This window comes from Comamonas sp. BIGb0124, from assembly GCF_003752175.1.
Taxonomy (GTDB): domain Bacteria; phylum Pseudomonadota; class Gammaproteobacteria; order Burkholderiales; family Burkholderiaceae_C; genus Comamonas_F.
Map to the genome: position 1 here is coordinate 337,194 of NZ_RJVF01000013.1, position 24,811 is coordinate 362,004.

Consider the following 24,811-nt stretch of genomic DNA (forward strand, 5'->3'; position numbering starts at 1 on the left):
GACATGAATCCAGACATCCGCCATTTCCTGGCACCCGAAGATGTGCTGCTCGACATCGACGCACCGCACTTCGATGCCTTGCTCGGTGTGCTCGGGGCACACATCGAATCCCGCCACGGCGTCGCGGCACAGCACGGCCACGCCATCCTGGCCCGTCGCGAAGCCCTGTCGTCCACTGCCATCGGCGCCGGGGTGGCGATTCCTCACGCACGGCTCGACGGACTCGCCCGATCCAGCGCGATCTACGCGCGGCTGACCCGACCGCTGCCGACTTCGAGCTACGCCACGCCCGACGGCATCGCGCTGCGCCATGCGATGGTGCTGCTGGTGCCGCAACCCAAGAATCAGCAGCACCTCGACTTGCTGGCCACCATCTGCCGGCTGTTTTCCAGCCGTCGGCTGCCCGACGCCCTGCTCGCCTGCAACGGCCCCGCCCAGGTCCTGGCCTTGCTCGGCCACTGGCATGTCCAGTCCGATCCATTCTTACTCGGGGGGACCATGCCATGAGATCGGCACATGACATCTGCGCCGGCCTGTTCGTCGATGCGCAGCAGATGACGTTTGCGGCCACCACCGAACAGGGTGCAATGGCAGAGGCCGGTTTTCCCGTCACGCCGGTGGGCATCGCGGCGCTGCGGGCGTGCCTGCAGCACGAACGGCCTCAGGTGCGCCTCGCCGTCGCGGGCCGCGACGCCGTCGAGATCGCACTGGCGCTGTGCCGCGGCGAGGACTGGCATGTCTATGTGCTGGCGCCGCCGGGCCGGCAACCTTCTGCAGCCGAACTCGCACGGTTTGCACGGAGCGCGGATTGAAGCCCGAGCGAGCCCCCGGCAGCCCGTTCGAGATCCATGCCTGTCCGGTCTGCGGTCTGCGCCATGCCGTGCATCCGGTGCTGCACGCGCTGGCCTACGGTCGCCAGTTGACGTGTTCGCCGGGCTGCAAGCTGGCCTGGCGGCATGCGCTGCTGCGCGGCACCACTACACTGTCTCCACCCTCCGTACCCCGCCGCATCCGCCATGACTGACGACAATCCAGACAAGCGCCAGCAGGCCGATGCCCTGGTCGAGGAACTGCAGCGCGAATCGGCCGGCCGCCTCACCGTGTTTCTGGGCGCGGCACCCGGCGTGGGCAAGACCTACGCCATGCTGGTGCGCGCCCACGAACTTCGCCGGCAGGGCCGCGACATCGCGGTCGGCATCGTCGAGACCCATGGCCGGGAAGACACGGCACGGCAGCTCCAGGGACTGGAGGTGGTCGCGCGCCGGACGCTCTTGCACAAGGGCCGCACGCTCGAGGAAATGGATCTCGATGCGGTGCTGGCGCGGCGCCCCGCCATCGTGCTGGTCGACGAGTTGGCGCATCGCAACATGCCCGGCAGCCGGCACGAACGGCGCTGGCAGGACGTTGAGGAACTGCTCGACGCCGGCATCGATGTCTACACCACCGTGAATGTGCAGCACCTCGAGAGCCTCAACGACGTGGTGTTCCAGATCACCGGCGTGCGGGTCGCCGAGACCGTGCCCGACAAGGTCCTCGACCGGCTGCGCGACATCCGCCTGGTCGACCTGCCCGCCCGTGAGCTCATCGAGCGGCTCAATCAAGGCAAGGTCTACGTCCCCGAGGCGGCCGAGCGGGCGCTGGCGAGCTTCTTTTCACCGAGCAATCTCACCGCCCTGCGCGAGCTGGCCATGCAGACGGTGGCCAGCCATGTGGACGCCGATCTGCGCGAGCACAACGCCGCGCGAGGCCAACGCACGGTCGCGGGCATCCGCCGGCACGTGCTGATTGCCATCGACGGCCATGGCCAGTCGCAGGATCTCGTGCGTGCCGGCAGCCGCATGGCCGAGCGGCGCGGCGCCACCTGGTCGGTGGTGGCCGTGCAGCGGGCACACGCAGGCGCAGCCGAGCGGGCCGGGCCCGGCATACCCGGAAAGGGCATCGACCGCCGGCAGGTCCAGCGCGTCCTGGAAATCGACCGCGCCTTTGCCCTGGCCCGCAGGCTGGGCGGCGACACCGCGCTGCTGCACGGAGACGATATCGCCTCGGCCCTGCTCGACGCGGCACAGGCCCATGGTGCCACCGCCATCGTGCTGGGCCGAACCCGCGTGCGGCCGGTCGCCCGCCTGTTCAACCGCACCATCAGCCAGCAGTTGCTGCGCCGCGGTGCCCAGTACGAAATCACCATCATCGGCTCGGCCGCCCATCCGCCACGCAGCCGGCATGCGCCGGTGCTGCCGCGTCTGCCATCGGGCTGGGCCGATCTCGGGATCGTGCTGCCCTACACCGCCGGCGCCATCCTGACGGCTTGGCTGGCCGACCGGCTGCTGGGCCTGCAGGACGTGTCGATGATCTTCATGCTGGCCGTGCTGATGGTGGGTGCGCGCAGCCGCATGGCCGGCGCGGTGATCACGGCGCTGCTGTGTTTCAGTGCCTACGATTTCCTGTTCATCGAGCCCCGGCTGACCTTCCACATCGCTGCCAATCAAGGCGTGGCGACGGTCGGGTTGTTCCTGGCCGCCGCGCTGATCGCCGGCCAGTTGGCATCGCGGTTGCGCGCGCAGGTGCTGGCGCTGCGGGCCGCCAACTCGCATGCCACGCTGATCCAGGACCTGGCCCGCAAGCTCTCGATTGCCGCCGACCTGGGCCAGGTGCTGCAGGTCGGGCGTGGCGCCATGCAAGAAGCGCTGGGTGCCATGGCTTGGATCGCCTACGACGGCATCGACGTGCCGCCCAGCGCGGGCGAAGCCCCGGGCGCCAAGGACCAGGGCGCCATGGCGTGGACGCGCCGCCATGGCCAGCCCAGCGGGCGCTACACCGACACCCTGTCGTCCTCCTCCTGGTGGTTTCTGCCCATCAACGCGGGCGAGGATTCCAGCGGCGTCGTCGGTCTGCGTTTTGCGGCCGGTGTGCGCAGCCTGTCCATCGAGCAGCGCCGGCTGGCCGAATCGATGGCCGAGGACATCGGGCAGGCGGCGCTGCGCACCACGCTGGTCTCCGACCTCGAAGCCGCACGGGTGGCTGGCGAGACCGAGCGCCTGCGCACGGCGCTGCTGAGCTCGGTTTCGCACGATCTGCGTTCGCCTCTGGCCTCGATGATCGGTGCGGCCGACAGTCTGGCGGCCTACGCGGACGACATGAGCCGCGAGGACCGCGCCGCCCTGCTCGCCTCCATCACCCAGGAGGGCCAGCGGCTGGACCGCTACATCCAGAATCTGCTGGACATGACGCGCCTGGGCCAGCAGGGCCTCAAGCTCGAACGCGACTGGATCGGCGTGGACGAACTGATCGCCTCGGCCACGCGCCGCCTGCAGCGCTACGTGCCGCAGCTGAGCTTCGAGATCGACCTGCCGCCCGACCTGCCGGCACTGCACGTGCATCCGGCACTGATCGAGCAGGCGCTGTTCAACGTGCTGGAGAATGCCGCGAAGTTCTCGCCTCCCGGCGCACCGGTGCGCATCGTGGCCCGGGCCGATGCGGCGGCAGGCCTGTCGCTGGACATCGTCGATCGCGGCCCGGGCATTCCGGCCGACGAACGCCGCCGGGTCTTCGACATGTTCTACAGTGTGGAACGGGGCGACCGCGGCGGCCAGGGCACGGGATTGGGCCTGGCCATCGTGCAAGCCATCGTCGGCGCCCACATGGGCCGCACCGAGGCCTATGCCGGGCCGGACGGCCAGGGCACCCTGGTGCGCATCACGCTGCCGCCCGATGTGCTGCGGCGCGAAGCCGATCCGCCCCATGCGCTCGATTCCCTCTAGCCCGATCCTCGCTCAAGCCATCCGCCCGACATGACGTCCGCCCGCATTCTCGTGATCGACGACGAACCTGAAATCCGCAAGTTCCTGGAGATCAGCCTGCGCTCGCAGGGCTATGCCGTCACCCTGGCGCCGACCGCGCGCGCGGGCCTGGCCGAGTTCTCGGCCCTGCACCCCGACCTCGTCGTGCTCGATCTGGGCTTGCCCGATCTCGACGGTGCCGAAGTGCTGGAGCGGCTGCGCGCGGTCTCCGAGGTGCCGGTGATCGTGCTGACGGTGCGGTCCGGCGAGACCCAGAAAGTCGCACTGCTCGACGCCGGGGCCAACGACTACGTCACCAAGCCCTTCGGCATCCAGGAGCTGATGGCGCGCATCCGGCTGGCGCTGCGGCAACGTGCACGCCCCCAGGACGAGGCCGTCACGGTGTTCGACGACGGCGTGCTGCACATCGACCTGGTCCGCCATAGCGTGACGCTGCGCGGCCAGACACTGGCCCTGACCCGCAAGGAATTCGCCGTGCTGGATCTGCTCGCGCGCACGCCCGGCCAACTGGTGAGCCAGAAACGCCTGCTGCGGGAAGTCTGGGGGCCGTCGCACGAGGACGATGCCCACTACCTGCGCATCGTCGTCGCGCGGCTGCGCAAGAAACTCGAGGACGACGCACTCTCGCCGCGTTACCTCGTCACCGAGCCCGGTGTGGGCATCCGTTTCGGATGGGGCACCGAGGGCTGAACGAGGCCCCCGTTTCGCGAGGCATCGAGATGTCGCGAGACACGGCGAGGCTTTCGCGCACAGCGCGGAAGAAGCCGCTCAGCCGAGCTCGGGCCAGCGTGCCCGCAGGCTGGCTTCGATCCCGGCGGCATCGAGCCCCACGCCGGCCAGCAGCTTGACCGGGTCGCCATGCTCGATGAACACGTCGGGCAGGCCCAGGTTGAGCACCGGCAGAGAAATGCCAGCGGCTTGCAGCGCTTCGAGCACCGCGCTGCCCGCACCTCCGGCGACGGCCCCTTCTTCGACCGTGACCAGCATGTCGTGGCGGCCGGCCAGATCCAGCAGCAGTGCGGTATCGAGCGGCTTGACCCAGCGCATGTTCGCCACGCTGGCGTCGACCGACTCGGCGGCCTGCAGGGCCGGATAGAGCAGCGTGCCGAAAGCCAGGATGGCCACGCGTGCCGTGGTCCGTGTCGTCTCGCGGCGGATCTCGCCACGGCCGATGGGCAAGGCGTCGAGGCCCGCGTCGGGGGTTGCGCCCACACCGGCGCCGCGGGGATAACGCACGGCCACCGGATGATCCTGCGCAAAGGCCGAACTCAGCAACTGGCGGCATTCGCGCTCGTCGGCCGGCGTGGCCACGCTCACGTTGGGCACGCAGCGCAGGAAGGGAATGTCGAAGGCCCCCGCATGGGTGGCGCCGTCGGCACCGACCAGACCGGCGCGGTCCAGGGCAAACACCACCGGCAGGTTCTGGATCGCCACATCGTGGATGAGTTGATCGTAGGCGCGCTGCAGGAAGGTCGAGTAGATGGCGACCACCGGCTTGAGACCCTCGCAGGCCAGGCCGGCGGCAAAGGTGACCGCATGCTGCTCGGCGATGCCGACGTCGTGGTAACGGTCGGGAAAACGCCGTTCGAACTCGACCATGCCCGAGCCCTCGCGCATGGCCGGCGTGATGCCCACCAGGCGCGCGTCCTGCGCAGCCATGTCGCACAGCCACTGGCCGAAGACCTGGGTGAAGGTCGGCTTGGAGGGCGTGGCAGGCTTCTGCAGGCCCACCGCAGGATCGAACTTGCCCGGGCCGTGGTAGGCCACCGGATCGGCCTCGGCGAGCTTGTAGCCCTGGCCTTTCTTGGTGACCACATGCAGAAACTGAGGGCCCTGCAGATGCTTGAGGTTTTCCAGCGTGGGGATGAGCGATTCGAGATCGTGCCCGTCGATCGGTCCGACATAGTTGAAACCGAAGGTCTCGAACAGCGTGGCCGGCACCACCATGCCCTTGGCGTTCTGCTCGAAGCGCTTGGCCAGCTCCAGCAGCGGCGGCGCCACGCCCAGCACCTTCTTGCCGACCTGGCGTGCAGCCGCATAGAAGCGGCCGCTCATGAGCTGCGCCAGATAGCGGTTGAGCGCGCCCACCGGCGGGCTGATACTCATGTCGTTGTCGTTGAGGATGACCAGCAGGCGCGCGTTGTCGTGCACTCCGCCGTTGTTCAGGGCCTCGAAGGCCATGCCGGCCGTCATGGCGCCGTCGCCGATCACCGCGATCGCATGCCGCTGCTCGCCCTTGAGCTGTGCACCCAGGGTCATGCCCAGTGCGGCCGAGATGCTGGTCGACGAGTGCGCCGTGCCGAAGGTGTCGTAGGGGCTCTCGTCGCGGCGGGGAAAGCCCGAAAGGCCGCCGGCCTGGCGCAGCGTCGACATGCGGTCGCGGCGGCCGGTCAGGATCTTGTGCGGATAGCTCTGGTGGCCGACGTCCCACACGATGCGGTCTTCGGGGGTATTGAAGACATAGTGCAGCGCCAGCGTCAGCTCGACGGTGCCCAGGTTCGAGCTGAGGTGGCCGCCGGTGCGGGAAACGCTTTCGAGCACGTAGGCGCGCAATTCGTCGGCCAGCAGCTGAAGGCGCTCGCGTGGCACGGCGCGCAGGTCCGCCGGGTCGTTGATGGTCTGCAGCAGTGGATAGGACATCCCAGGTAACCTCTAGATCAATTCTTCATGTGTGCAAGCCCCAGAGGGCCTCCGCACGTATCAGCACAATTCCGGCTTGCCACCCGTTCAGTGGCTGCGGCCGACCACGGAAGTGGCCAGCGCACGCAGGGCATCGATGCGTGGCAGTCCGCTGCCGTCGAGCGCGGCCAGCGCCTGCGCCAGCAGCTCGCCGGCATAGGCCCGGGCCGGCGCCAGGCCCATCATCGAAACATAGGTCGGCTTGTCGTTGGCCTGGTCCTTGCCGGCCGTCTTGCCGAGCGTCTGGGTATCGGCGGTGACATCCAGGATGTCGTCGACGACCTGGAAGGCCAGCCCGATGGCCGCGCCGTATTCGGCAAGGGCCCGCCAGGCCGCCGGCGCGGGCTTGCCGCATGCGGCTCCGAGCAGCACGCTGGCCTGGAGCAAGGCCCCGGTCTTGAGCCTGTGCATCTGCGACAGCGACGCATCGTCCAGTTGCCGGCCCACGCTGGCCAGGTCGATCGCCTGTCCGCCCGCCATGCCGCGGCCGCCCGCGGCCTGCGCCAGCAATCTGCACAGGCGCGCCTGCGTGGCCGCATCGGCATCGGCGTGGTCGGACTGGCCCGGCACCCCCTGCGCGTGGGCCAGATTGCTCAGCCCGTCAGACAGGTCGTCGGCAGGCGAAGCCGGCGTCAGCAGTTCGAATGCAAGAGCCTGCAGGGCATCGCCGGCCAGCAGGGCCTGCGCCTGCCCGAACTGCACATGCACCGTGGGTTTGCCCCGGCGCAGCACGTCGTTGTCCATGCACGGCATGTCGTCGTGCACCAGTGAATAGGCGTGGATGAGCTCGACGGCGCAAGCGGCCCGCAAGGCCGCACCGGGCATGCCGTCGACGGCTTCGGCAGCGGCCAGCGCCAGCAGGGGCCGCAGGCGTTTGCCGCCATCGAGCACGGCGTAACGCATCGCATCGCCCAGGCCGGCCGGAACGCCCGCGCCGACCCACGTCGACAGGACCGACTCGACGCGATCGCGCGCCTGCGTGCTCCATGCGTCGAAATCGAAACCCCGCTCGGCCGCCGGGGCCGGATCGCGTCCGCTCGCCTGGCGTTCGAGGGCGCTCATGCCGCGCCGTCCCGCGTCCCGCTCCAGGGCGTCAGTTCGCCGCCATCGAGCACACGAATCTGCTCCTCGACGGCCTCGAGCCGCGAGCGGCAAAACGCCAGCAACTGTGCGCCGCGCCGATAACCGGCCAGCAATTGGTCGAGCGGCAGTTGGCCCGACTCGATGCGCGCGATCAGGCTCTCGAGCTCCTGCACACCCGCCTCGTAGCTTTCCGGCAGGGGCGGCAAGGCAGGCTGGGGCGGCTGCGAGCCGAACAGGCCGGCCGCAGGGGTTGTGTCGTCGTCGGCGGTGAGGGTCTTCTTGGGCATCAATGGGGGCTCGTCTGGATCGGCCTGGATCCGCACGATCCACAGCCGCGCGGCGCCACGCCACGATAACCGCTCATTTTAAGCCGGGGCGGCCTGGGCCTGCCGCAGTTGAGCCATAGTCGGACAAATCGGCATGGCCAGGGCATGCCGGTTCTCCCGTGCTGCCCAAGCGCGTGGCGGCAGGCCGAGGCGTCGGCGGCAACCCGGCGTCTGCCGTTCGGCGCCGCCGCTCCGGCATGCACGGTCGCGCCGAATGATGACAGAAATATGACAATCATCGATCAAGCCCTTTATCGGCTTGCATCTCACGCTATCAAATCAAGAATTTCTCCGACTGCCGCACTGCGGCAATTGCCCCACGTTTTATGTCGGGTACAATCGCCCCCTTCACTCTTTTCGCACGCGCCGGGCACCTGCTGCCCACCGTCCTGAACAGCGCGTATCCCTTTTATCTTTGTGTTCCCCCTGTGGGGAGTCTTTAGGTCAGGTCATCCATGTCTGATTTAAGTCTTCAACTGCAGCAGGCGACTAGCCAACTTCCAGTTACCAGTTATTTCGACGAAGCGCTTTTTGCGCGCGAACTGGAGACCATCTTTCAAGCTGGGCCCCGTTATGTGGGGCATGAGCTGGCAGTGCCCGAAGTGGGCGATTTCTACACCCTCGCCCACGAAGGCGACGGGCGCGCATTGGTGCGCACGCCGACCGGCATCGAGCTGATCTCGAATGTCTGCCGCCATCGCCAGGCCGTGATCCTCAAGGGCCGGGGCAATACCGGCAGCAACATCGTGTGCCCGCTGCACCGCTGGACGTACGACACCAAGGGCGAACTGGTGGGGGCACCGCATTTTGCGCAAGACCCCTGCCTCAACCTCAAGCGTTACCCGCTGCGCAACTGGAACGGCATGCTGTTCGAGGACAACGGCCGCGACATCCATGCCGACCTCGCCAACATGGGGCCCCGCGCCGAGCTCGATTTCTCGGGGTTTGTGCTCGACTCGGTGCGCATGCACGAGTGCGACTACAACTGGAAGACCTTCATCGAGGTCTATCTCGAGGACTACCATGTCGGCCCCTTCCACCCGGGGCTGGGCCGCTTCGTGACGTGCGACGACCTGAGCTGGGAGTTCAAGCCCGAGTATTCGGTGCAGACCGTGGGCGTCTCGAACGAACTCGCCAAGCCCGGCAGCGACACCTACTCCCGCTGGCACGACGCCGTGCTCAGCCAGGACAGCGGCCGCGTGCCCAAGCACGGCGCGATCTGGCTGACCTACTACCCGCACATCATGGTCGAGTGGTATCCCAATTCGCTGGTGGTCTCGACGCTGGTGCCGATCAGCCCGCAGAAGACGCTCAACGTGGTCGAGTTCTACTACCCCGAGGAAATCGCCGCTTTCGAGCGCGAGTACATCGAGGCCCAGCAGGCCGCCTACATGGAGACCTGCGAGGAAGACGACGAGATCGGACTGCGCATGGATGCGGGCCGCAAGGCGCTGATGATGCGCGGCGACAACGAGGTCGGCCCCTACCAGAGCCCCATGGAAGACGGCATGCAGCACTTCCACGAGTGGTATCGGCGCACGATGGCCGACGCCGTGCCGGGCTCGGCCGCGCGCTGAACCGGCGGCTGCGGCCCCTGCCATGCGGCAACACGCAAGGCAGGCTTGCCGCTGCAGGCCTTCCCGGCGGGCGAGGCCTGCTTATGATTTCCCGGATCACATCAACGAACTCCATCCATCCGGGAACTCGCCATGCCTCGCATTTCCTTGCCCACGCCCGAAACGATGAACGCGGACCAGAAAGCGGTCTACGACAAGATCGTCTCGGGGCCCCGGGGCAAAATCCAGGGGCCGCTGCGCGCCGCCCTGCACAACGCCGAACTGGCCGACAAGTGGCAGGCCCTCGGCGCGCTGCTGCGCTACGGCACGTCGCTGCCGCCCCGCCTGTCCGAGCTGGCCATCCTGGTCACCGGCCGTGCCTGCAATTCGCCTTTCGAATGGCACGCGCACCGCATCGAGGGTGAAAAAGCCGGCATCGAGCCGGCCATCATCGAGGCCCTGCTGGCGCAGACCGAGCCGCCCGGCCTGTCGGTCTCCGACGCGCTGGTGTGGCGTTACGCCGTCGAGCTCAATGCCCACAAGTCGGTCTCGGACGCGACCTACCGCGCAGCCGTGGCGCATTTCGGCGAACGCACGGTGGTCGAACTCACGGCACTGATCGGCTACTACACCCTGGTGGCGATGACCCTCAACTGCCACGAAATCCCGCTGCCCGAAGGCGCGCAGCCGGCTTTTGCCCTGCCCCAGCACGGAGAGCTCGCATGACCGCATCCGACGACCTGGTCCTGGGGGGCTGGGACTGCCATGCCCACCTGTTCGGACCCTACCGGCGCTTTCCATTGGCCGCAGACCGCAGCTACACGCCGCCCGAAGCACTCGAGCCGCAGTACATGGCGCTGCTGCGCCGCCTGGGACTGGGCCACGGGGTGCTGGTGCATCCCAGCGCCTATGGCGACGACCACTCGCTGCTGCTGCATGCGCTGGCCGCACAACCCGATCTGCGCGGCGTGGTGGTGATCCGCCAGGACACCGCGCTGCCGCTGGCCGCACTGCGCAGCCGGGGCGTACGCGGTGCGCGCTTCAGCCACCGCAGCGCTGCCGGCGGCAACTTCGCGGGCAGCGCCGCGCTGAGCGATCTGCAGGCCCTGGCCCCTGCTCTGGCCGACGCCGGCCTGCACGCCGAACTGTGGACCGACTGCGTGGCGCTCCCCGATGCGGCAGAGGCCATCCGGCGCCTGCCGGTGCCGGTGGTGATCGATCACATGGGCGGTTTCGACGCCGCCTCGGGGGTGGATCAGCCGGGCTTCCGCACCCTGCTCGACCTGCTCGAGACCGGTCAGGTCTGGGTCAAGCTCTGCGCCTACCGCAACCTGCTGCAATCGCCCGACTGGGAAGTGGGCCGGGCATTCCAGCAGAAACTGCTGCAGGCGCGCCCCGACCGCCTGCTCTGGGGCAGCGACTGGCCCCATCTGCGGGTCACGCCCACGCCGGACCCGGTCCAGTTGCTCGACATGTTCATGGACTGGACGGGTGACGAGGCCCTGGTGCGCGAGGTGCTGGTGAGCAATCCCGAGAGCCTCTACCGTTAACGCCCCTTGTACTGCGGGCGGCGTTTCTCGAGGAAGGCCTGCATGCCTTCCTTCTGGTCCTCGCTGGCAAACAGGCGTTCGAAATAACGCCGCTCCAGCGCCAGCGCGGTCTCCAGCGGCACGTCGCCTCCCAGGCGCACGGCTTCGCGGATGGCTTGCACGGCCAGGGGCGGCATGCCGGCCAGCCGGGTGGCGATCGCCACGGCCCGCTCCAGCGCCTGGCCGGGTGCGACCAGCTCGCTCACCAGATTGGCCACATAGGCTTCGCGCGCGGGAATGTTCTCGCCCAGCAGGGTCCACAGCAGGGCCTTGTAGCGCCCGGCACTGCGCAGCAGGCGTTGCGTGCCGCCGGCCCCGGGCATGATGCCGACCCGGATCTCGGGCTGACCGAACTGCGCATCGTCGGCCGCGACGATCATGTCGCACGCCAGGGCGAGTTCGCATCCTCCGCCCAGCGCATAACCTTCCACTGCGGCGATCGTCGGCTTGGCCAGACCGCGCACCACCTCGAACAGGCGGCCGGTCTCCAGGCGAACATGGTCGGCGGGGCTCATGCCGGCCATCTCGGCGATGTCGGTGCCCGCCACAAAGTAGCCCTCGCTGCCGGTCAGCACCACGGCCGATACGGCCGGGTCGTCTTCGGCCGCCTGCAGGGCCTCGACCAGCGCCTGCTTGATGCGCATGTTGAGCGCATTGCGGCGCTCGGGCCGGTGGATGGAGATCACGGCGACCGGCCCGCTGCGCTGCGTGCGCACCACGTCCGGGCTCGCTTCGGCAGGCGTCGCAGGCGTGTTCGGCGGGGCCGCCGGCGTCGTCGCTTCGATGGCGGGGTTCATGCTCATGTTCATGCTCCTTGCCGGACGGCCTGCCGATCCACTTCGCGCCGCAGCCACACCGATGCACGGTAACGGTCTTCGCCATAAGCGGCACGCAGGTTCTCGAGCACCCGCAGCACATTCGGCAGCCCGATCGTCCGGCCCCAGGCCAGCGGCCCGACGGGGTAATTCACCCCCAGCCGCATGGCGACATCCACCCCGGCCTCGTCCGAGATGCCGTGCAACACCGCCTCGGCGCCTTCGTTGACCAGCATGGCCACGGTGCGCATCACGGCCAGCCCGGGCAGGTCGGCCAGCACCGAGGCCGGCTTGCCCAGCGCGGCGAACAGGCCCAGCGCCGCACGCAAGCCCCGTTCATCGTCCGCATCCGAGGCCGCCACGGCCACCCGCGTGCAGCGGGCGTAGTCCAGCGCCAGATCGAACAGCACCACGGGTTCGCCGAGCTCGCGTGCCAGCGCCGCCGCCGTGCGGCCGTCGGTCAACGCCAGCACATGGCCGTCGACACGCAGCAGGCCCCGACCGGCTGGGGCATCCGGCGACGGGGTCGATGTCACGGTCACGCCCGCCAGCCCGCCCAGCAGCGCGACCAGCCCCTGCGCCGCACCCAGGTCGCCCTTGATGTGCACCGTACGGGGCGACGGCAACCCGGCCCCCGCGTCGTCGGGCTGCACACGGATCGCGTCCGGCCCGTAGTCGAAGAATCCGCGCCCCGATTTGCGGCCCAGCCAGCCGGCGTCGACCAGTTCGCGCTGGACCAGCGAAGGCCGGTAGCGCGGATCGCCGTCGAATGCCGCGTAGACCGATCGGGTCACGGCCAGGTTGACGTCCTGCCCGATCAGGTCGGTCAGCTCGCAAGGCCCCATGCGAAAACCGCCGGACTCGCGCAGCACGGCGTCGAGTGCCGCCGGCGTGCAGGCCTGTTCCTGCAGCAGACGCAATGCCTCGCCATAGAAAGGCCGGGCCACACGATTGACGATGAAGCCCGGCGTGGACCGGCAGCGCACCGGCGTCTTGCCCCAGGCCTGCGCCGTGGCGGCCACGGTGTCGGCCACGATCGGGTCGGTGGCATGGCCGCTGACCACCTCCACCAGCGGCAGCGCAGGCGCCGGATTGAAGAAATGCATGCCCACCACACGGCCGGGCCGGGCCAGCCGCCCGGCCAGCGCCGTCACGGACAGGGAAGAGGTGTTGGTGGCCAGGATGGCATCTGCCGGCAACATGGCCTCCACGGCCTCGAAGGCATCGACCTTGGCCTGCAGATCCTCGTAGATCGCCTCGATCGCCAGACCCAGGCCGGCCGGCAGTTCGGGGGGTGCAGGCATCACGCGTGCCAGGATGGCATCGCGCTCGGCCGCATCGAGCCGGCCCTTGGCGACCCGCCGCTCCAGGCTGGCGCGGATCAGGCCCAGGCCGCGTTCGACGGCCGCATCGCTGGCATCGCGCAGATAGACGGGATGGCCGGCGGCGGCGGCCACTTCGGCAATGCCGCTGCCCATGGTGCCCGCGCCGATCACCAGAACACCGCGTTCGCGAGGCAGTGCGGCGGCGGTCGTGAATGTGCGTTGTTCTTCAGCCATCGATCGGCTCCGTGGCCTTGAAGGACGGCCGCTGGCTCAGTTCGGCCAGCCATCCGGCCAGACGCGGCGCGCGGCTGCGCCAGCCCAACGTGTCGAAGCGGTAGTCCATGTAGCCCAGCGCGCAGGCGACGGTGATCTGGCCGATGCACAGCGGAGCCGCCGCCAGTGCGGGCGTTTCGTGCTCCAGCACGGCCAGGGCCTTGTCGGCCTTGAGCGCGAAGGCATCGAGCAGTTGCTCGACCGGCACGCCACGCTCGCGTTCGTTGCGCCACAGGATGAGCGCGTCGAGCAGGCCGTCGCCCAGCGCGTGCCAGCGCAGCGACTGCCAGCGGGCATCGCCCGTGGCCGGGAACAGCGTGCCGCCCGCCAGGTGGTCGAGGTACTCGCAGATCACCACCGAGTCGTACAGCACGCGGCCGTCCGGCAACACGAGCGTGGGGATCTTGGAGAGCGGATTGACCTCCATCAAGGCCGCATTGGGCCTGAGCATGGCGGCCACCGAGCGCACGAGTTCGAGCTGCGGCACCAGCCCCAGCTCGTGGGCGCAGACCATGACCTTGCGCACGTAGGGCGACTTGGGCGACCAGTGCAGCGTGAGTTGCCGGGCCATCAGATCACTCCCTTCTCGCGCAGGGCGCGGATGTCGGCGGCTCCGTAGCCCAGCGACGACAGGATGTCCTCGCTGTGCTGCCCCAGCAACGGCGGCGGATCGCGATCGACCGGCGCCTGGCCGCCGAAGCGCAGCGGGCTGGCGACCTGAGGCACCTCCACGCCGCTGGGATGCGGCACGCGGCGCAGCATGCCGCGCGCCTGCACCTGCGGGTCCTCGAACACATCGGCCACCGAATTGATGGGGCCGCAGGGCACGCCGGCGGCATCGAGCGCGGCGATGAGCCGCTCGCGCGGCCAGGCCCCGAACAAGTCGCGCAGCGTAGCCGACAGCTCGGCGATGTGCCGCACACGCTGCGCGTTGGTGGCGTATCGCGCATCGGTGGCCAGCTCGGGGCGGCCGAGCGCCTCGCACAGCTTCGCGTACTGGCCGTCGTTGCCGACCACCAGGATCACATCGCCGTCGGCGCACGAATACACATCCTGCGGCTGGATGTTGGGATGGGCATTGCCGTTGCGGCGGGGCACCTTGCCGGAGACGAGATAGTTCATGGCCTGGTTGGCCAGCGAGGCCACCTGCACGTCCAGCATGGCGACGTCGATGAACTCGCCCTGGCCCGTGCGCTCGCGCTGCGCCAGCGCGCCCAGCACGGCCACGGCGGTGTACATGCCCGTCATCAGATCGACGATGGGCACGCCCACCTTCTGCGGTCCGGCACCCGGCAGGCCGTCGCGCTCGCCGGTCACGCTCATGAGGCCGCCCATGGCCTGGATCAGAAAATCGTAGGCCGGCTGATCGCGGCGCGGGCCGGTCTGTCCGAAGCCCGTGACCGAGCAATACACGAGGCGCGGATTGAGCTTGCGCAGCGACGCTTCGTCCAGTCCGTAGCGCGCCAGGGTGCCGACCTTGTAGTTCTCGAGCACGACATCGGCCTGCAGGGCCAGCTCGCGGATGATCTGCTGCCCCTCGGGTTTTTCCAGGCTCACCGTGATGGAGCGTTTGCCGCGGTTCACGGCCAGGTAATAACCGGCCTCGCGGGTGTCCTGGCCGTGCGCGTCCTTGAGGAAGGGAGGGCCCCAACTGCGGGTGTCGTCGCCCGCCCCGGGGCGCTCGACCTTGATCACCTCGGCGCCCATGTCGGCCAGGACTTGACCGGCCCAGGGCGCGGCGAGAATTCGGCTGAGGTCCAGGACCTTGATATGCGATAGCGGACCGTGTGCGGTGCTCATGTAACGGGTCTCCTTTATGCCTGGCATTATGGAAACCCGCTGCGCTCTCGCCTACGCGAGCGGCGTCAATCCTGGGATGCGGTGCCAGACATACCGGCCTGCGCACGCCGGGCCAGCTCGATCCTGGCGATGGCGTTGCGGTGCACCTCGTCGGGCCCGTCGACGATGCGCACGGTGCGCTGCAGCGCATAGGCCTCGGCCAGCCAGAAGTCCTGGCTCACCCCGGCCGCACCATGCGCCTGGATGGCCCAGTCCACCACGCGGCAGGCCATGTTCGGCGCCACCACCTTGATCATGGCGATCTCGGCCCGGGCGGCCTTGTTGCCCACGGTGTCCATCTTCCACGCCGCCTGCAGCGTCAGCAGGCGCGCCTGGTCGATCAGGCAACGCGATTCGGCAATGCGTTCGTGCCACACCGACTGCTCGGCCAGCGGGCGCCCGAAAGCCACGCGGGCCAGCAGGCGATCGCACATCGCTTCGAGTGCGCGTTCGGCCGCACCGATCGAGCGCATGCAGTGGTGGATGCGCCCCGGCCCCAGCCGCCCCTGCGCGATCTCGAAACCACGGCCTTCCCCCAGCAGCATGTGATCCACCGGCACACGCACGTTGTCGAGCACGACCTCCATGTGCCCGTGCGGCGCATCGTCGTAGCCGAAGACCGAGAGGTGCCGCAGCACCGTCACCCCAGGCGTATCGCGCGGCACCAGCACCATCGACTGCTGCGCGTGTCGGGGCGCGTCCGGGTCGGTCTTGCCCATCACGATGAAGAGCCGGCAGTGCGGACTGCCGGCGCCGGAAGAGAACCACTTGCGCCCGTCGAGCACATAGTGGTCGCCGTCGCGCCGGATGGTGCACTGGATGTTGGTGGCGTCCGACGACGCCACGGCCGGTTCGGTCATGAGGAAAGCCGATCGGATCTCGCCCTGCAGCAAAGGCTCCAGCCACTGCTGTTTCTGCACCGGCGTGCCGTAGCGCGCCAGCGTCTCCATGTTGCCGGTATCGGGCGCCGAGCAGTTGAACACTTCGGCCGACCACGACACGCGGCCCATCACTTCGCACAGCGGCGCATAGTCGAGGTTGGAGATGCCGCCCTGCCCCTCGTGGGCATGCGGCAAGAACAAATTCCACAGCCCGGCTTCGCGTGCCAGCGGCTTGAGCGATTCGATCAGCCCCACGGTCTGCCACGGATCGCCACTGCGGCGCAGGGCATCCGTCTCTTCTCGATAGCGCCCCTCGTTGGGGTAGATGTGCGCCTCGAAGAACTGCAGCAGGCGCTCGCGCAGCGCCTGGGCATTGGCGGACAGGTCAGAGAACATGGGGCGGGCTCCTTGGGTATCTGCCCGGATTAGGCCCCCCGGCCCGCGCCCTGCCAATCACCAGAGAGACAGCGGCATGTGCCGCCCACCCGGCTCGGCGCTCAGCGTCCCACGAATACGGGCGCGCGTTTCTCGGCAAAGGCCCGCTGCGCCTCGCGCGCATCCTCGGTCCGGCCGATCTGCGCGGTCATGTCCTGCTCATAACGGTAGCCGTCGCGCAGGCTCATGTCCTCGATCACGTTCAGGGTGTGCTTGCCCATGCGGGTCGAGACCGGGCTCTTGGCGGCAATGCTTTGCGCGATCTCCATGGCCAGCGGCAGCAGCTCGGGCCCCGGCACGCAGGCCTCGGCCACGCCCAGGCGATAGAGCTCCTCGCCGCCCACGCGAAATCCGGTGAGCGCCATGCGCCGCAGGCGCGAATGGCCGAACAGCCGCATCGCATGGCTGCAGCCGCCCAGCAACCCGACATCGACCTCGGGCAGGCCCAGTTGCGCCTTGTCCGAGACCACGACGATGTCGCTCGACGCCACCATGGCCAGGCCCGAACCCAGCGCCGCCCCGTTGACCGCACACACCACGGGCTTGGCGCATTCCCGGATCGCGTGAAAACATTCGCGTGTGCGCCGCGAATGGGCCGGCAGGTCGCCCGGTGCCTTGATCACCGAGGCCCGGCCCTTGAGATCGGCCCCCGCGCAGAACACTCGGCCGGCACCGGTCAGCACCACGGCCCGGATCTCGTCGAGCTCCGAAATGCGGTCGAGCGCCAGCGTGAGCTCGTCGTTGAGGGTGCGGGTCAGGGCATTGACCGGCGGGGCGTCCAGCGTGAGCGTGGCGACATGCCCGTCGAGTTCAAAACGGAGTTGCGTGTAATCGTGCATGGTGTGAGCAAAAAACAGAGTCAGACACGTTCGAGGATCACCGCGATGCCTTGCCCCACGCCGATGCACATCGTGCACAGTGCGTAGCGGCCGCCGGTGCGGTGCAACTGGTTGATGGCCGTGGTCGCCAGACGCGCACCCGATGCGCCCAGCGGATGACCGAGCGCAATGGCCCCGCCGTTGGGATTGACGCGCGGATCGTCGTCGTCGATTCCCAACTGGCGCAGCACGGCCAGGCCCTGGGCCGCAAACGCTTCGTTGAGCTCGATCACGTCCATCTGCGCAAGACTCAATCCCGTGAGGGCCAAGACCTTGAGCGTGGCCGGCGCCGGTCCGATGCCCATCACGCGCGGTGCCACGCCGGCCGTTGCCATGCCGACGATGCGGGCACGCGGCACCAGGCCCAGGCGTGTCGCTTCCGCCTCGCCGGCCAGCAGCAGGGCGCAGGCGCCGTCGTTCACGCCGCTGGAGTTGCCTGCCGTGACCGTGCCGTCGGGCCGCACCACACCCTTGAGCCGCGCCAGCGCCTCGATCGAGGTCTCGCGCGGATGCTCGTCGCGGTCCACGCAGAGCGGCTCTCCCTTGCGCTGCGGCACGCTCACCGGCGTGATCTCGGCATCGAAGAATCCGTTGCGCTGCGCCGCCAGCGCCTTGAGCTGCGAGGCCAGCGCCATGCGGTCCTGGTCTTCGCGGCCGATGCCGTAATCGGTGGCCACGTTCTCGGCAGTCTCGGGCATGGCGTCCACACCGTACAGCGCTTTCATGCGCGGGTTGATGAAACGCCAGCCGATGGTCGTGTCCTGCAGGCTGCCGGCGCGGCTGAAAGCGGATTCGGCCTTGGGCATCACGAAGGGCGCGCGGCTCATGCTTTCCACGCCGCCGGCCAGCAGCAGGCCGGCCTCGCCCGATTTGATGGCCCGCGCCGCACTGCCCAGCGCATCCAGGCCCGAGCCGCACAGCCGGTTGACGGTGCTGCCCGGCACCGACAGCGGCAGCCCCGCCAGCAGGCCGGCCATGCGAGCCACGTTGCGGTTGTCCTCGCCGGCCTGGTTGGCGCAGCCCAGGATCACGTCGTCGAGCTGCTCCCAGTCCAGACCGGGATGCCGCGCCATCAGGGCCTTGATCGGCACCGCCGCCAGATCGTCGGCGCGCACCGTGGCCAAAGCGCCGCCGTAGCGGCCGAAGGGCGTGCGCACGGCATCGCAGATGTAAGCGTGTGAGGTCATGCAAATACTCCAGGGGTCAGCCGGTGGTGGCGCGGAAGGTCACGCCGCAGCCCGCGCCGGCCGGCAGCGCCAGATGCCCGTCGGTCACGGGCAAGGGGGTGAAGGGGTCGTCCAGAAGATGCAGGTGTTCGGACAGCTCGCAGCCGTAAGGCAGCCGCCGCACCGTGCAGGCCGCCTGCAGCGCCATGCCCTGCATCAGGGCCGGGCCGAAGGCGGCACCCACGCGCACCGCCACCTCGCCCGCCTCGCAGATGCGCACGGCCTGCAGAAAGCGCCGCAGCCCTCCCAGGTTGGTGGCCTTGAGGTTGATGACGTCGACCGCACGCTCGGAAACCAGGCGAAACACGTCGCGCACGCTCTGCGCGGCTTCGTCGGCCTCGATGGCCACGGGCAAGGCCTGCGTCAGCAGCTTGAGCCCGGCGAAATCGGCCGCCGGCACCGGCTGCTCGATCAGCGCGACGGCATGACGCTCCATCCGCGAAAAAGCCGAGATCAGTTGCTTGGGGCTGTACGACTGGTTCGGATCCAGCGTCAGCACCACATCGGGCCCCACCGCTTCGCGAACGGCGGCCAGGCGCTGGATGTCCAGGTCGGTATCGCCCGACAGCTTGAGTTTCAGTTGCCCATAACCCTGCCCGGCAAGCTGGCGTGCCAATGCGCCCATTTCGTCCGGCGCCTTGATGGGCAGGATGCGCGAGAGCGCCACCCGCTCGCGTTGCCGCCCGCCCAGCAGCACGTGCACGGGCACGTCCATCGCACGCGCCAGCAGGTCGTGCAGCGCCATGTCGATGGCGGCCTTGACGGTCGGCTGGTAGGCCAGCGTGGCGTCGAGCTCGTCGAGCACCGCCCCCAGTTCATCCAGGCTGCGGCCGACCAGCATCGGCACCAGGAAAGCCAGTCCGGCCCGCGCGCCCTCGCCGTGGGTGGAGATCGCCGGGATGGCATGGCAGTAGCCCAGGCCTTCGTGCCCTTCGTCGTCGCGCACCCGCACCACCCAGCCCTCGAGCCGGGGCACCTGGGCCCGCGCAAACTTCCACTGGGGATCGGCCAGGCCCTGCACGCAAGGCTCGAAAGAGGCAGAAACAATCGTCCGGGTCACGGCGGCTTACTCCAGCGTGATCTTGGACTTGGTGATGATGCCCTTCCACTTCTGCGACTCGGCGGCCATCAACTGGCGGTACTCGTCGGACGTGGAAGTGGCAGGAATCGCCCCCTGCTTGAGGAAGGTCTGCTTCATCTCCGGGGCATTGACCGCAGCCACGGCGGCCTCGCGCACCTTGTTGGCAATCGCGGCGGGCAGGCCCTTGGGCGCGATCAGGCCATACGTGGTCTCCATCGACACACCCTTCAGTCCCTGCTCGTGGGTGGTGGGCACATGGGGCAGTTGCGGCGCCCGTTCGGGGCCGGCCACGGCCAGCACCGTGAAGGCGCCGCTGCCGACGTGCGGCAGCACGGGCAGCAAATCGACCATGGTGGCGTCGACCTCGCCGGCCAGCAGCGCCGTCACCGCGGGCGCCGCGCCCTTGTAGGGCACATGCAGCAGATCCACGGCGGCCTGGTCCTTGAACAGCTCCATGCCGATGTGCGGCGTGGTGCCCGGACCGGCCGAACTGTAGGCCAGCTTGCCCGGAGCGGCCTTGGCCTTCTTGATCAGATCGTCCAGGGTGTGCATGCCCGACTTGCTGTTGACCACGATCACGCTGGGAATGCGTGCGACCACCGTCAGGTACTGCACGTCGTCGAGCGTGTACGGCGCTTTCATCAGATTGGGCATGCCGGCCAGCGGGCCCGGCGCGATCAGTGCCAGGGTATAGCCGTCGGGCTGGGCCTTGGCGGTCGCCTCCACGCCGATGATGCCGCCGGCACCCGCGCGGTTGTCCACCACCACCGGCTTGCCCAGCGACTCGCCGAGCTTGGTCGCCAGCAGGCGCGCGATCGCATCGGTCGGGCCGCCTGCGGCATAGGGCACGACCAGCTTGATCGGCTGGTTGGGCCAGTCCTGTGCGTGGGCCGAGGGCAGGGCCAAGGTGGCAGCGGCGGTCAGCAGCGCCATGGCTGCGCCCCAGATGCGGCGGTTCGTTTTCATGTCTTGTCTCCGGTTGCGAATGGAAGGCCGGCCTGGCGCCGACCCTTGTTTGCACAAAGTTTAGGACTCGCCTGCCGCCTCGCCTTGCACCAAACCGGCAAGGCTGCTTTGCACGCCGTCGTGCCGCAGCCCGCAACCCAGCCATGCGCGGATCGGCATAGGCGCGGGGCCGGCTCGCCGCTAGAGTGCAACGCACAACAAGCATTCAGGAGACAAACCGTGACCCCTCTGCCCCGCCCGCGCCCTGCAGGCGCCGCCCGCCGTCGCCGCGGCGTGCTGCGCATCCTCGCCGCCTTGCCCCTGGCCTCCGTGGCCATGGTGCCCCTCGGGGCGATGGCGGCGTTTTCGGACCGCCCCATCACGCTGGTCGTGCCCTTCCCCGCAGGCGGCGCCGCCGACATCATGGCCCGCACCCTGGCGCTGCAACTGGGCGCTGTACTGGGCCAGCAAGTCATCGTCGACAACCGGGGCGGCGGAGGCGGCAGCCTGGCTGCCGAATTCGTGGCCCGCGCCAAACCCGACGGCCTGACGCTCATGCTCGGCACCATGGGCACGCATGCGATCAACCCCGCGCTGTACCCGCGCCTGCGCTACGACCCGGTGGCCGACTTCACGCCCATCTCGCTCACCCACATCACGCCGCGCGTGCTGCTGGTCCACGCCGATGTGCCCGCACGCAGCGTGGCCGAGTTCAAGGCGCTGGCGCAGGCCCAGCCCGGCAAGCTCACCTACGGATCGGCAGGCAACGGCAGCTCGAGCCACCTGTCGGGCGCCCTGTTCGAAAGCCTGGCGAACGTCGATCTCACGCACGTGCCGTATCGCGGCAGTGCCCCGCTGGTGACCGACCTGCTGGCCGGCCGCATCGACTGCACCTTCGACTCCTACTCGGTCTACGAGGAACACATCCGCAACGGCCGCGTGCGGGCGCTGGCCGTCACCTCGCGCACGCGCATGGCGGCATTGCCGCAGATTCCCACGCTGGCCGAATCGGGCTTGGCGGGCTACGAAGTCTCCAACTGGCTGGGCGTCTTTGCCCCCGCCGGCACGCCGCCCGCGCTGGTCCGCACGCTCAACGAAGCCACCCGCCAGGCCATGCGTCACGAAGACACGCGCCGCCAGTTGCTGGCCCTGGGCATCGAACCCACCACCTCCACGCCCGAAGCCTTTGCGGCGCTGCTGCGTGACGACATCCCGCGCTGGGCCCAATTGGTAAAAACCTCGGGCGCCCAGATCGAATGACACGCCCGGCCTCACCCCGTCGCCGGCTGCTGCTCTCGCATGGCGACGCCCGGATCGACGTCGTCACCGAGGGCAGCGGCCCGGCCCTCGTGCTCCTGCCCTCCTCGCTGCGCGATTCGCTGGATTTCGACGACCTGGCCGAGCTGCTGGCCCTGCGCGGCTTCCAGGTGCTGCGGCCACAGCCCCGCGGCATGGGCCGCAGCAGTCCGCCGCCGCCCGACATGACGCTGGACACCCTGGCCGGCGACGTCGCCGCCGTCGTCGCGCAACTCGTCCACGGCCCCGCGCTGGTGGCCGGCCATGCCTACGGCCACTGGGTGGCGCGCGTCGCGGCCTGGCGCCATCCCGCCCAGGTGCGCGGACTGGTGCTGATGGCCGCCGCCGCACGCACGTTTCCCGACGGCATGGCCCAGGCCCTGGCCGTGGCCTCCGACCCCGCCCAGCCCGAAGCGGCTCGCCTCGAAGCCCTGCGACTCTGCATGTTTGCCCCGGGCAACGATCCCCGGCCCTGGCTCGACGGCTGGCATCCGCAATGGCGGGCCGCCTACCGGGCCGCCGCCCAGCAGCCGCCACGCACCGAATGGCAACACCCGTCGCAGATTCCCGTGCTCGACCTGCAAGGCAGCGACGACGCCTGGCGTCCGCCGTCGAGCCGCGACGAGTTCTCGGCCCTGCTCGGCACCGGGGTCACCGTGCGCAGCATCCCGGGCGCCGGCCATGCCATGGTGCCCGAGCAGCCCCTGGCGGTGGCCGATGCCATTGCCGACTGGGCGCATGTCATGAATAATCCCCGCTGATGTACCGCGCCAAGGCTTCCGACTTCCGTCTCGACATCACCGCCGATTTGCAGAAATGGCGGTCCTTCGTCGCCATCGGCGAACTGGGCAGCCTCACACGTGCCGCGCTGTTCCTCGACAGCAGCCAGTCTTTCCTGAGCCGCCAGATCAACGCCCTGGAGCGCGAGTGCGGTGCCCGCCTCTTCACGCGCACCGGGCGGGGCGTCGAGCTCTCCGAGACCGGCTTGCGTCTGTTCCCGCAGGTCAAGGAACTGCTCGAACGTGCGCGCTCGCTCGAACAGGACATCCGGGCCGACCTGCACGAGCCCGTCGGCACCGTCACCATCGCTTCGCTGCCGTCCATCGGCACCATCCTAATCGGCCGGCTCTTCGAGCGCATCCACACCCTGCACCCCGGTGTCAGCCTCAAGGTGCTCGAAGGCTCCAGCGGCCAGGTCGAGGAATGGCTGACCGAGGCCCGTGTGGACATCGCCATCCTCTACCGCTACGGCAGCAGCCTGCCCGAAGGCGAAGAAGCCCTGGCCACCGTCGACAGTTGCCTCATCGGCTGCAGCGGCGACCGGCTCACCGCACAGGGCCAGGTGCCTTTCGCGCGGCTCGACGGCCTGCCCTTCATTCTGCCCAGCGCACCCAACGGCCTGCGCACGGCACTCGACGCCGGCGCCCGCCAGGCCCGCATCACGCTGGCACCGGCCATCGAGGCCGATTCGCTGCCGCTGCAGAAGCAGCTCACGGCCGAGGCCCGCCTCTACACCGTGTTGCCGCTGCATGCCGTCTGGGACGAAGTGCAGCAGAACCGGCTGCAGGCCGCTCGCATCGTCGAACCGTCGTTCCAGCGCACGGTGGCCATGGCGTTTTCCAAATCCAAGGGCCCCTCGCTGGCCGTCAAGGCCGTCTCCGACCACCTGGTACGCATCGTCGCCGACATGGCCGCCCAGGGCATGTGGCGCACCTGAGCCCGCGAAGCCCCGCCCTCCCGGCCGGCGAAGCGGCCTACAATCGACGGCTTTCGCATTCTGGAATACCGATCCCATGCAAGCCCTCTGGATGCTGCTGGCCACCCTGTTGTTTGCGTTCATGGGGGTCTGCGTCAAGCTGGCGTCGGCGTACTACTCGGCCGCCGAACTGATCTTCTACCGCGGGCTGATCGGGGCCGTCTGCCTGGGCCTGCTGGCCCGCTCGCAAGGCGTGACGCTCAAGACCCGGTATCCGGGCATGCACGCCTGGCGCAGCCTGATCGGCGTCATCTCGATGGGCGGCTGGTTCTACGCCATCGGTTTCCTGCCGCTGGCCACGGCGGTCACGCTCAACTACATGAGCAGCATCTGGATCGCCACCTTCATCGTCGGCGGCTCGCTGCTCGCCTGGCGCCCGCTGCGCCCGGGCCCCTCGCCGCTGGCACAGGGCCCGCTGAGCCTGACCGTGCTGATCGGCTTCGCCGGCGTGCTCATGATCATGCGGCCCTCGATCGACAACAGCCAGATGTTCGCCGGCCTCATCGGCCTGCTTTCCGGCATGCTGGCGGCCTTCGCCTACATGCAGGTCGTGGCCCTGGCCCGGGTGGGCGAATCCGAAACCCGCACCGTCTTCTACTTCGCCGTGGGCTGCTGCCTGGCCGGCGGCCTGGTCGCGCTGGCCACCGGTCTGTCGCCCTGGAACTGGCAGGGCGCGATCTGGCTGCTGCCCGTGGGCATCCTCGCGGCCATGGCCCAACTCTGCATGACCCGCGCCTACTCCCGCAGTCAGGGTCACATGGGCACGCTGCTGGTCGCCAACCTGCAGTACTCGGGCATCATCTTCTCGTCCATCCTGGGCATGCTGGTCTTTGCCGAACACATTCCGCCCATCGGCTGGGCCGGCATGGGGCTCATCATCCTCAGCGGCGTGCTGGCCAGCATCCTGCGTGCCCGCGTGGCCCCCCAGGTCCCCGCCGAAGACCGCTGAGCGCCGCCGAGTCCGCCAGCCACCGGCCTCAGGGACAAAGCGGCGCGTGGCCATGGCCCCGTCGATTAAGATGACTCCCCGA

The 24,811-nt window shown here is 69.0% G+C and carries 24 protein-coding genes; 12 read left to right on the forward strand and 12 right to left on the reverse strand.

The annotated features are described in order from the left end of the window. The first annotated feature begins 3 nt into the window (after nt 1–3). The 5 genes from EC845_RS17830 to EC845_RS17850 are packed head-to-tail and all read left to right on the forward strand — an operon-like array spanning nt 4 to nt 4,487. Nucleotides 4–507 carry a PTS sugar transporter subunit IIA gene (locus EC845_RS17830; protein WP_123299471.1) on the forward strand — a complete coding sequence of 168 codons (504 nt, stop codon included), beginning with the start codon at nt 4–6 and terminating at the stop codon, nt 505–507. Next, nucleotides 504–812 (forward strand): hypothetical protein, encoded by a 309-nt coding sequence (locus EC845_RS17835; protein WP_123299472.1) that lies wholly within the window; start codon nt 504–506, stop codon nt 810–812. Before EC845_RS17830 ends, EC845_RS17835 begins: the two co-directional genes overlap by 4 nt. After that, the gene (locus EC845_RS17840; RefSeq protein WP_123299473.1) at nt 809–1,024 is read left to right on the forward strand and encodes a hypothetical protein; all 216 of its coding nucleotides are present in this window, start codon (nt 809–811) and stop codon (nt 1,022–1,024) included. Before EC845_RS17835 ends, EC845_RS17840 begins: the two co-directional genes overlap by 4 nt. After that, on the forward strand, nt 1,017–3,758 hold the full coding sequence (locus tag EC845_RS17845) for a sensor histidine kinase KdpD (protein WP_123299474.1): 2,742 nt from the start codon (nt 1,017–1,019) through the stop codon (nt 3,756–3,758). The genes EC845_RS17840 and EC845_RS17845 overlap by 8 nt, the downstream gene beginning before the upstream one ends. Nucleotides 3,759–3,788: 30 nt before the next feature. Further along, nucleotides 3,789–4,487, forward strand: coding sequence for a response regulator (locus EC845_RS17850; RefSeq protein ID WP_123299475.1), 699 nt, complete (start codon nt 3,789–3,791; stop codon nt 4,485–4,487). A gap of 78 nt (nt 4,488–4,565) precedes the next feature. On the opposite strand, the gene dxs is transcribed toward EC845_RS17850, so the two are convergent. From dxs to xseB, 3 genes are all read right to left on the reverse strand, one after another. Next, nucleotides 4,566–6,437, reverse strand: coding sequence for a 1-deoxy-D-xylulose-5-phosphate synthase (dxs, locus tag EC845_RS17855; protein WP_123299476.1), 1,872 nt, complete (start codon nt 6,435–6,437; stop codon nt 4,566–4,568). Between the two features lie 87 nt (nt 6,438–6,524). Beyond that, entirely contained in the window at nt 6,525–7,538 is a 1,014-nt protein-coding gene (locus EC845_RS17860) for a polyprenyl synthetase family protein (protein WP_123299477.1), read from the reverse strand. Beyond that, entirely contained in the window at nt 7,535–7,846 is a 312-nt protein-coding gene (xseB, locus tag EC845_RS17865) for an exodeoxyribonuclease VII small subunit (RefSeq protein WP_123299478.1), read from the reverse strand. Before xseB ends, EC845_RS17860 begins: the two co-directional genes overlap by 4 nt. 494 nt (nt 7,847–8,340) lie before the next feature. On the opposite strand from xseB, the gene EC845_RS17870 reads away from it, so the two are divergent. From EC845_RS17870 to EC845_RS17880, 3 genes are all read left to right on the forward strand, one after another. After that, entirely contained in the window at nt 8,341–9,462 is a 1,122-nt protein-coding gene (locus EC845_RS17870) for an aromatic ring-hydroxylating dioxygenase subunit alpha (protein WP_123299479.1), read from the forward strand. A 132-nt stretch (nt 9,463–9,594) separates the two neighbouring features. Continuing rightward, on the forward strand, nt 9,595–10,167 hold the full coding sequence (locus EC845_RS17875) for a carboxymuconolactone decarboxylase family protein (RefSeq protein ID WP_123299480.1): 573 nt from the start codon (nt 9,595–9,597) through the stop codon (nt 10,165–10,167). Beyond that, nucleotides 10,164–10,991, forward strand: a complete 828-nt coding sequence (locus EC845_RS17880) for an amidohydrolase (RefSeq protein WP_123299481.1) — start codon at nt 10,164–10,166, stop codon at nt 10,989–10,991. Before EC845_RS17875 ends, EC845_RS17880 begins: the two co-directional genes overlap by 4 nt. Here EC845_RS17880 and EC845_RS17885 read toward each other — a convergent pair. The 9 genes from EC845_RS17885 to EC845_RS17925 all read right to left on the reverse strand — a co-directional run bounded on the left by EC845_RS17885 (nt 10,988) and on the right by EC845_RS17925 (nt 20,749). Continuing rightward, nucleotides 10,988–11,833 (reverse strand): enoyl-CoA hydratase-related protein, encoded by an 846-nt coding sequence (locus EC845_RS17885; protein ID WP_233598151.1) that lies wholly within the window; start codon nt 11,831–11,833, stop codon nt 10,988–10,990. The genes EC845_RS17880 and EC845_RS17885 overlap by 4 nt on opposite strands. A gap of 2 nt (nt 11,834–11,835) precedes the next feature. Beyond that, complete coding sequence (locus EC845_RS17890; protein ID WP_123299482.1) at nt 11,836–13,404, reverse strand: 3-hydroxyacyl-CoA dehydrogenase; 1,569 nt, start codon at nt 13,402–13,404, stop codon at nt 11,836–11,838. Beyond that, on the reverse strand, nt 13,397–14,014 hold the full coding sequence (locus EC845_RS17895) for a glutathione S-transferase family protein (RefSeq protein WP_123299483.1): 618 nt from the start codon (nt 14,012–14,014) through the stop codon (nt 13,397–13,399). The genes EC845_RS17890 and EC845_RS17895 overlap by 8 nt, the downstream gene beginning before the upstream one ends. Then, nucleotides 14,014–15,243, reverse strand: a complete 1,230-nt coding sequence (locus EC845_RS17900) for a CaiB/BaiF CoA-transferase family protein (RefSeq protein WP_123299484.1) — start codon at nt 15,241–15,243, stop codon at nt 14,014–14,016. Before EC845_RS17900 ends, EC845_RS17895 begins: the two co-directional genes overlap by 1 nt. A 65-nt stretch (nt 15,244–15,308) precedes the next feature. Beyond that, entirely contained in the window at nt 15,309–16,559 is a 1,251-nt protein-coding gene (locus tag EC845_RS17905) for an acyl-CoA dehydrogenase family protein (RefSeq protein ID WP_123299485.1), read from the reverse strand. Nucleotides 16,560–16,660: 101 nt separating this feature from the next. Further along, entirely contained in the window at nt 16,661–17,437 is a 777-nt protein-coding gene (locus EC845_RS17910) for an enoyl-CoA hydratase/isomerase family protein (RefSeq protein WP_123299486.1), read from the reverse strand. A gap of 20 nt (nt 17,438–17,457) precedes the next feature. Beyond that, entirely contained in the window at nt 17,458–18,663 is a 1,206-nt protein-coding gene (gene pcaF, locus EC845_RS17915) for a 3-oxoadipyl-CoA thiolase (RefSeq protein ID WP_123299487.1), read from the reverse strand. 16 nt (nt 18,664–18,679) lie between these two features. After that, the gene (locus EC845_RS17920; RefSeq protein ID WP_123299488.1) at nt 18,680–19,762 is read right to left on the reverse strand and encodes a mandelate racemase/muconate lactonizing enzyme family protein; all 1,083 of its coding nucleotides are present in this window, start codon (nt 19,760–19,762) and stop codon (nt 18,680–18,682) included. Between the two features lie 6 nt (nt 19,763–19,768). Beyond that, nucleotides 19,769–20,749, reverse strand: coding sequence for a tripartite tricarboxylate transporter substrate binding protein (locus EC845_RS17925; protein WP_123299489.1), 981 nt, complete (start codon nt 20,747–20,749; stop codon nt 19,769–19,771). 219 nt (nt 20,750–20,968) lie between these two features. On the opposite strand from EC845_RS17925, the gene EC845_RS17930 reads away from it, so the two are divergent. The 4 genes from EC845_RS17930 to EC845_RS17945 all read left to right on the forward strand — a co-directional run bounded on the left by EC845_RS17930 (nt 20,969) and on the right by EC845_RS17945 (nt 24,729). Continuing rightward, nucleotides 20,969–21,988, forward strand: a complete 1,020-nt coding sequence (locus EC845_RS17930; RefSeq protein WP_233598152.1) for a tripartite tricarboxylate transporter substrate binding protein — start codon at nt 20,969–20,971, stop codon at nt 21,986–21,988. Beyond that, the gene (locus EC845_RS17935; RefSeq protein WP_123299490.1) at nt 21,985–22,785 is read left to right on the forward strand and encodes an alpha/beta fold hydrolase; all 801 of its coding nucleotides are present in this window, start codon (nt 21,985–21,987) and stop codon (nt 22,783–22,785) included. The genes EC845_RS17930 and EC845_RS17935 overlap by 4 nt, the downstream gene beginning before the upstream one ends. Continuing rightward, nucleotides 22,785–23,741 carry a LysR family transcriptional regulator gene (locus EC845_RS17940; protein WP_123299491.1) on the forward strand — a complete coding sequence of 319 codons (957 nt, stop codon included), beginning with the start codon at nt 22,785–22,787 and terminating at the stop codon, nt 23,739–23,741. Before EC845_RS17935 ends, EC845_RS17940 begins: the two co-directional genes overlap by 1 nt. Before the next feature lie 76 nt (nt 23,742–23,817). Continuing rightward, complete coding sequence (locus tag EC845_RS17945) at nt 23,818–24,729, forward strand: DMT family transporter (RefSeq protein ID WP_123299492.1); 912 nt, start codon at nt 23,818–23,820, stop codon at nt 24,727–24,729. Nucleotides 24,730–24,811 lie beyond the last annotated feature (82 nt).